The 7203-nt window shown below is 65.2% G+C and carries 8 protein-coding genes and 1 pseudogene; 8 read left to right on the forward strand and 1 reads right to left on the reverse strand.

Annotated elements, in window-relative coordinates; all coding sequences use genetic code 11:
• Nucleotides 1–29: 29 nt before the first annotated feature.
• From flgK to MKL20_RS27625, 8 genes are all read left to right on the forward strand, one after another.
• On the forward strand, nucleotides 30–1451 hold the full coding sequence (gene flgK, locus MKL20_RS27590; protein ID WP_244039347.1) for a flagellar hook-associated protein FlgK: 1422 nt from the start codon (nucleotides 30–32) through the stop codon (nucleotides 1449–1451).
• 4 nt (nucleotides 1452–1455) lie between these two features.
• On the forward strand, nucleotides 1456–2508 hold the full coding sequence (locus MKL20_RS27595) for a flagellar hook-associated family protein (protein ID WP_244039348.1): 1053 nt from the start codon (nucleotides 1456–1458) through the stop codon (nucleotides 2506–2508).
• 43 nt (nucleotides 2509–2551) lie between these two features.
• Entirely contained in the window at nucleotides 2552–2953 is a 402-nt protein-coding gene (gene flaF, locus MKL20_RS27600; RefSeq protein ID WP_313902756.1) for a flagellar biosynthesis regulator FlaF, read from the forward strand.
• Complete coding sequence (gene flbT / locus MKL20_RS27605; RefSeq protein ID WP_244039349.1) at nucleotides 2950–3402, forward strand: flagellar biosynthesis repressor FlbT; 453 nt, start codon at nucleotides 2950–2952, stop codon at nucleotides 3400–3402. Before flaF ends, flbT begins: the two co-directional genes overlap by 4 nt.
• Before the next feature lie 13 nt (nucleotides 3403–3415).
• Complete coding sequence (gene flgD / locus MKL20_RS27610) at nucleotides 3416–3838, forward strand: flagellar hook assembly protein FlgD (protein ID WP_244039350.1); 423 nt, start codon at nucleotides 3416–3418, stop codon at nucleotides 3836–3838.
• A 216-nt stretch (nucleotides 3839–4054) separates the two neighbouring features.
• Nucleotides 4055–4321 carry a flagellar biosynthetic protein FliQ gene (locus tag MKL20_RS27615; RefSeq protein ID WP_244039351.1) on the forward strand — a complete coding sequence of 89 codons (267 nt, stop codon included), beginning with the start codon at nucleotides 4055–4057 and terminating at the stop codon, nucleotides 4319–4321.
• Between the two features lie 143 nt (nucleotides 4322–4464).
• Nucleotides 4465–6555, forward strand: a complete 2091-nt coding sequence (gene flhA / locus MKL20_RS27620; RefSeq protein WP_244039352.1) for a flagellar biosynthesis protein FlhA — start codon at nucleotides 4465–4467, stop codon at nucleotides 6553–6555.
• Nucleotides 6552–7118 carry a flagellar biosynthetic protein FliR gene (locus MKL20_RS27625; protein WP_244039353.1) on the forward strand — a complete coding sequence of 189 codons (567 nt, stop codon included), beginning with the start codon at nucleotides 6552–6554 and terminating at the stop codon, nucleotides 7116–7118. The genes flhA and MKL20_RS27625 overlap by 4 nt, the downstream gene beginning before the upstream one ends.
• Here MKL20_RS27625 and MKL20_RS27630 read toward each other — a convergent pair.
• Nucleotides 7078–7203 (reverse strand): annotated as a pseudogene (locus MKL20_RS27630) (IS5/IS1182 family transposase); the annotation flags it as partial. The gene MKL20_RS27625 and the pseudogene MKL20_RS27630 overlap by 41 nt on opposite strands.

Below are 7203 nucleotides of genomic sequence, written 5' to 3' on the forward strand. Positions count from 1 at the left end.
GGAGACCGGGGATGAGTCTTTCCGTTGCCATGAAGGCGGCGCGCGGCGCCTTGCAGGCGAACGCGACCGCTACGGGCGTGGTGTCGCGCAACATCGCGGGCGTCAACGATCCAGCCTATTCGCGCAAGATCGCGTCGCTGATCACCACGGACGGGCCGGTCCGGGTCGTGGTCAGCCGCGCCAGCGACACGCTGCTGTTCGATAAAACGCTCCACAGCACGTCGGAACTCGCCGGCCGGACGGAAATTCTCAAGGGTCTCACCAGCCTGGAGGACACGGTCGGCGACACGGCGGAGGGCCGCTCCGTCTCCGCAAAGATCAGTGCCGTGAAGGTGGCGCTCGCGAACGCCGCGAACCAACCCAACGACCTCAATCTGGCTAAGGCTGCCGTCGCGGCCGCGAAGGATCTGGCACGGACCCTGAACCAGGCGAGCGCGACGATCCAGAAGACGCGCCTCACCGCAGACCAGGACATCGCCAAATCCGTCGGAACGATCAACGATCTGCTTGGGCAGTTCGACAAGGCCAACAAGGCCGTGGTGTTCGGGACGGCATCCGGGGCCGACATCAGCGACGCCCTCGACAACCGCGACAAGATCCTGGCGCAACTGTCCCAGGAGATCGGCATCCATACGACCGTCCGAGACGGCAACGACATGGCGATCTACGCCGACAACGGCGCGCCGCTCTTCGACCGCCTCGCCCGGCCAGTGACCTTCGCATCGAATTCGACCTTCACCGCCAGCACCGTGGGCAGCGCGGTCTTGATCGACGGTATCCCGGTGACCGGCAACAGCTCCATGATGCCGCTCCAGTCCGGACGCATCGTCGGGTTGATGACGGTGCGCGACGAGGCCGCCGTTACCTATCAGAAGCAGCTCGACGCGATTTCCGTCGGCTTGATCAACGCCTTCGCCGAGGTTGACAAGACGTCCTCGACTGGAGCGGGCCTGGCAGGCTTGTTCACCTATCCCGGCGGCTCGACCGTCGGGGTGGCGGGCTCCATTCAGGTCAATGCCAAGGCGGATCCGGAGCAGGGCGGCAATCCGTTCACCCTGCGCGACGGCGGCATGAACCCGGGTACGCAGTACACATACAACACCACCAACGCCGCCTCATTTTCCGACCACCTGCGGGCGCTGCAATCCGCGCTCGACGCGGCGCGGCCCTTCACATCGGACACGGAACTCCCGGCTTCGGCTTCGCTGCTGACCGCCGCCGGTGCGTCGGCAAGTTGGTTGGAGGCGACCCGCAAGGGAGCCTCGAAGCGGGTCGATGACGAATCGGCCTTCCTGGACACGGCCTCGACCGCGCTCTCCAACGCGACGGGGGTGAACCGCGACGAAGAGGTCGCGAAGATGCTCGAGCTCGAAAAGTCCTATGCGGCGTCTGCCAAGCTCCTCGCGACGGTCAACGCGATGCTGCAGACCCTTCTCGATGCCGTGAGGTAGCGTCATGAAAGCCAGCTTCATCTCCACGGCGACGCTGTTGAACACCACGCGCTCGGATATGGCCCGTTTGCAGGCGGGCATCGCCAAGGCGAACATCGAGCTCGACAAGGGTCGCTATGCCGATGTCGGCCTTGAACTCGGATACAAGATCGGGACCACCCTCGATCTTCGGCAACAATTGGACGACTCGATCGCCCAGAAGCAAAGCAACGATCTGACAAGTGTTCGCCTGGCCACCAGTCAGAGCGCGCTCACTCAGATTCGCTCGGATGGCGAGGCCTTTCTCGCCCTCGTCGCGCCCGGGAGGCTAAGCGACGGGAGCGCGAGCGTGGTCACCCAAGCGGCATCGGCGAAGCTCGCGGCGTTCGTCGCGCAGATGAACACATCGACGTCAGGCCAGTTCGTGTTCGGCGGGATCAATACGGAGCAGCGTCCGCTCAACGCTTATGAAACGTCACCGCAATCGGCCGCCAAGGCGGCCTTCGCGAAGGCCTTCCAGGATAAGTTCGGTTTCGCACCGGGCACTCAGCCGGGCGCGGCCCAAATCACCGCGACGCAAATGCAGAGCTTCCTCGACAACGAGGCCACCGCTTTGTTTGCCGACCCACTATGGGGCAAGAACTGGTCTACCGCCTCTGACACCAACATCCGCACCGAGATCGGGCCCAACGAGATCGCGACGACGTCGACCAGCGCCAACGCCCAAGCCTTTCGGCAATTGGCGATGCTGTACACGCTGGGGTCCGATATCGGTCTGGGCAGCCTGTCTTCGGCAACCCAGGACGTCGTGTACAACAAGATGCGCAGCATCGCCGGTCAGGCCACGCTCGGGGTCACGACGATCCAGGCCGATCTCGGTACCGTGGAGGCCAGGCTCACGACCTTGGGCAATGCCCATGAAGCACGGAAGACGATCCTGACGGGGGGCTTCAATTCCCTCGAAGGCGTGGACGCGGCGGAAGCCAAGACGCGCCTCGATGGTCTGACGACCCAGCTCCAGATCTCGTATTCTTTGACCAGCCAGATGAAGAAACTCAGTCTGATGGATTACGTCTGATCCGGCGTCGAGACTTTATCTGCGGTCAACGACCGCGACGGCCATGAACACGATTACCGGGGTCGGTCTTCCTTCCCACGCAAGAGGCAAATCTGCGATGTACGGCGCGTCTTACGCGGAAATCATGGAAGACTCGCCCTCCCTGGCTCGGGAGCGCGAGCGCGAGGCCTTCGACCGGGCCATCGATCTGATGAAGCGCGCGGAGGCACCGGAGGCGCCGTTTGAGGCGCGGGCCGAAGCCGTCAGCTTCGTGCAGCGCCTCTGGAGCCTGCTCATCGACGATCTCGTGAAACCCGAGAACGAACTGGCTACCCAGTTGCGCGCGGACCTGATCTCGATCGGTCTCTGGAACATGAGCCAGACCGACCAGATCATCCGCGGCGATGCGTCCAGTTTCGAGAGCCTGATCTACGTCAACACGATGATCCGCGACGGTCTGAAATGAGCCGCTCCATCAATCTCAGCTTGCGTGGGCGCGAGCGGATCTTCATCAACGGCGCCGTCCTGCGGGTCGACCGCAAGGTGACGATCGAGCTGCTCAACGACGCCACCTTCCTGCTGGAAGCCCATGTCCTGCAAGCCGAGGAGGCGACCACGCCGATCCGGCAACTCTACTTCATCGCGCAGGCGATGCTGATCGATCCCAAGAACGCGGAGCGGGTCCGGGCGGCCTACGACGCGGTGGAATGGACCTATCTCGACCGCGGCCCCGCCCCGAGCATCGTGGCCGCGCTCGCGACGGCGCGAAGCTTTCTCGATGCCGGGCGCGCCTTCGACGGCCTGCGCATCCTGCGCGGGCTGTTCGAGCCGGACGACGCCCACCGCGCCCGTTTGGTCACCGATCTTTCCAATCCGGGTGCCTTCGGGCGCCCAGGGGCCGCCAATCCCGTATGACGGAGGCAGAATCATGAGCGTGCCAGTCACCAACACCGCCAATACGTCGGCCACCGACGCGGCCTTGAAGGCCCAGGCCGCGAAGAAGAAGGCGGAGAGTTCGACGACGGTGAACTACGACAACTTCCTCCGCCTTCTCCTCGCGCAGATGAAGAACCAGGATCCGACCGCTCCGATGAAGTCGACGGAGTATATGGGTCAGCTGGCTACGTTCTCGCAGGTCGAGCAGAGCGTCAACGCGAACAGCAAACTCGATTCGCTCCTCAAGTCCACGACCCTGACGCAGGCTCAAGGGCTTGTCGGCCGCACCATCACCTCTGCGGATGATAAGATCAGCGGAAAGGTGACCTCGGTCCAGGTCACCGACACCGGTGTTGTCGCGCATCTCAACACCGGCGACGACATCCCGTACGGGTCCGGTCTGAAAATCTCCTGACGCCGTCGTTGCGGCGTTCGGGTCTGCGGAGACGCCCGGTTCTCACGGCGTGGAGCAGATCCGCGCGGTGCGGACGCGGCGCGGGCCGCCCCCGACGGTGCGAGCGTCCGTCCGGGCTGACGCGGCGCAGCCCCGGTCTCCCATCATCGCGCATCCCGCCCCTCGGCAGGCGTCGCCAATTCCAGGACCCTTGACCGTGATTTCAAGTCGAGCCCCATGAACGAAGTCGACGCGCTCGAACTCACCCGCACCGCGATCTGGACGATCATCGTCGCCTCCGGGCCTTCGGTCGCGGCCGCGATGGTCGTCGGCACCCTGATCGCGCTCTTCCAGGCGCTCACCCAGATCCAGGAAGTCACCCTCACGTTCGTCCCGAAGATCGTCGTCACGTTGCTCGTGATGATCGCGACCGGCTCCTTCGTCGGCGGCCAGATCTACAGCTTCACCGAGCTGGTCTACGGCAAGATCATCTCCGGATTCTGAGAAGCTCCCGGTCCGTGGCGGCCGGCACACGACCTTGAGATTTCGGCCCCCGGCAGGGGCACGCCGGGCGACACCGCCACCCGCGCAATCCAGGCGCAAGCTTGGTGCTCCAGAACGGAGGCGGGCACGGAGGGGTTGAACGCGTGGCAGCGGCCGTAGAAGCTTTCACGCCGGAGCGCAAAGTTCGGCGCGATATCTGGTTCGCGGTCGGGATCATCGCCATCCTGGCGGTGCTGTTCCTGCCCGTGCCAGCGATCCTGATCGATATCGGGCTGGCCTTCTCGATCGCGCTGTCCGTGCTGATCCTGATGGTGGCGCTCTGGATCCAGAAGCCCCTGGAATTCTCGTCCTTCCCGACGATCCTGCTGATCGCGACGCTCCTGCGCCTGGCGCTCGGCATCGCGACGACCCGCCTGATCCTCGCCAACGGCGATGCCGGGGTCGACGCGGCCGGCCACGTGATCCAGGGCTTCTCGCAATTCGTCATGAGCGGCGATTTCGTGATCGGCCTCGTGGTCTTCGCGATCCTGATCACGGTGAATTTTTTGGTGATCACCAAGGGGACGACCCGCATCGCCGAGGTCGGCGCGCGCTTCACCCTGGACGCGATCCCGGGCAAGCAGATGGCGATCGACGCGGATCTCTCCGCCGGGCTGATCGACGACAAGCAGGCCCAGCAGCGTCGGCGCGAGCTCGAGGAGGAGAGCGCGTTCTTCGGCTCCATGGACGGCGCCTCGAAATTCGTGCGCGGCGAGGCGGTGGCCAGCCTGATCACCATCGCGGTCAACATCTTCGGCGGGATCATCATCGGCGTCACCCGCCACGGCCTGCCGCTCGCCACCGCGGCCGACGTCTTCACCAAACTCTCGGTCGGGGACGGCCTCGTCTCGCAGATCCCGGCGCTGATCGTGTCGCTGGCTGCGGGCCTGCTGGTCTCGAAGGGCGGCACGCGGGGGACGGCGGAGCAGGCGGTGCTCGGCCAGCTCAGCGCCTATCCGCGGGCGCTGTTCGTCGCCTCCGGGCTGATGATGCTGTTCGCGATCATGCCCGGGATGCCGTTCGTGCCGTTCGCCGGCCTCGGCATCCTGATGAGCACCGTCGCGTACCTGATCCCCCGCCGCCTCGCGGAAGCGCAGTCGAAGGTCGCGGCCCAAGCGAAGGCCGAGGAAAATCAGAAGCTGCTGGCGCAGCGCGAGAGCGAATCCGTGAAGGACTCGCTCAAGACGGCGGAGATCGAGCTGCGGCTCGGCAAGCACCTCGCGGTGCAGATGCTGGGCGCGCAGGGCGAGCTGGCTCAGCGGGTCGGGCGGATGCGCCGGAAATTCGCGCAGCAATACGGGTTCGTGGTTCCGGACATCAAGCTGGTCGAATCCGTCACCGTCCCCAGCAAGACCTACGAGATCGCGATCCACGGCACCGTCATCGCCGCGCAGCAGGTGCGCCCGGGCGAGGTCCTGATCGTCGTGGGCGACGGCCCGATGCCGAGCCTGATCGGCGAGGAGGTGCACGAGCCGGCCTTCGGCATGAAGGCGGTCTGGGTGCCGGAGGCCTACGCCCAGGAGGCGCGCCGCGAGGGCTTCAGCCCGATCGACTGGCATTCGGTGATGCTGACCCATGTCAGCGAGGTCATCCGCAACAACCTGCCGCAGCTCCTGTCCTACAAGGACCTGCGGATGCTGATCGATCGGCTCGATCCGGAATACAAGCGCCTGGTCGAGGACATCTGCCCGTCGCAGATCTCGTATTCGGGCCTGCAGGCCGTGCTCAAGCTGCTGCTGGCGGAGCGAGTCTCGATCCGGAACCTGCACCTGATCATCGAGGCCATCGCCGAGATCGTGCCCCATGCCCGCCGCGCCGAGCAGATCGCCGAGCATGTCCGGCTGCGGATCGCGCAGCAGATCTGCGGCGACCTCGCCGAGAACGGCACCCTCAACGTGCTGCGGCTGGGCAGCCGCTGGGACCTCACCTTCCACCAGGGGCTCAAGCGCGATTCCAAGGGTGACGTGTACGAGGTCGATATCGATCCGCGCCTGATCGAGCAGTTCGGCGTCGAGGCCTCGGAGGCGATCCGGGCCCATATGAAGTCGACTCACAAATTCGCCCTGGTCACCGCCCCGGAGGTCCGCAGCTACGTGCGGATGATCATCGAACGCATCTTCCCGACCGTCGCGGTGCTGTCCCATGTCGAGATCGCCCGCGGCGTCGAGATCCGGTCGCTCGGCACCATCTCGTGATCATCAACGTCTCGGAATCGATCCTCGGCATCTTCATGATCTTCTGCCGCATCGGCGGCTGCCTGCTGATCGCGCCGGGCCTTTCCAGCGCGCGGGTGGCACCGCGGATCCGCCTGTTCATCGCCCTGACGGTGTCCCTGGCCCTGGCGCCCATGCTCCTGCCGAAGCTCGGCGACGGTCTGCGGAATGCGTCGCCGGCCGACACGATGTGGTGGATCCTGTGCGAGACGCTCACCGGGCTGGCCATCGGCCTGTTCGGGCGGTCGTTCTTCTTCGCCCTAGAGACGATGGGGAGCGCCATTGCGACGATGATCGGCCTCGGCGGCATCCCTGGGACGCCGGTCGCCGACAACGAGGCCGAATCCATCGCCGGCTCGCTCATCATGCTGGTGGCGACGATGCTGGTCTTCGCCACGGACCTGCACTGGGAGTTGTTTCGCGGGCTGGTCGCCTCCTACGACCGCATCCCGGCCGGCGATCCGTTCGGGTCGCGCCCGATGTTGGCCGGTCTAGGTCGCGGACTCATAAAGTTCGCAGCCAGACCCGGAGGGCGGCGAGTTTGACGCTGGCAAGAAAGTTGTCGGGATCCTTGTCGTAGCGGGTGGCGACGGCGCGGAAGTGCTTGATCTTGCTGAAGAAGCGTTCGAC

Source organism: Methylobacterium sp. E-066 (genome assembly GCF_022829635.1).
GTDB lineage: Bacteria > Pseudomonadota > Alphaproteobacteria > Rhizobiales > Beijerinckiaceae > Methylobacterium.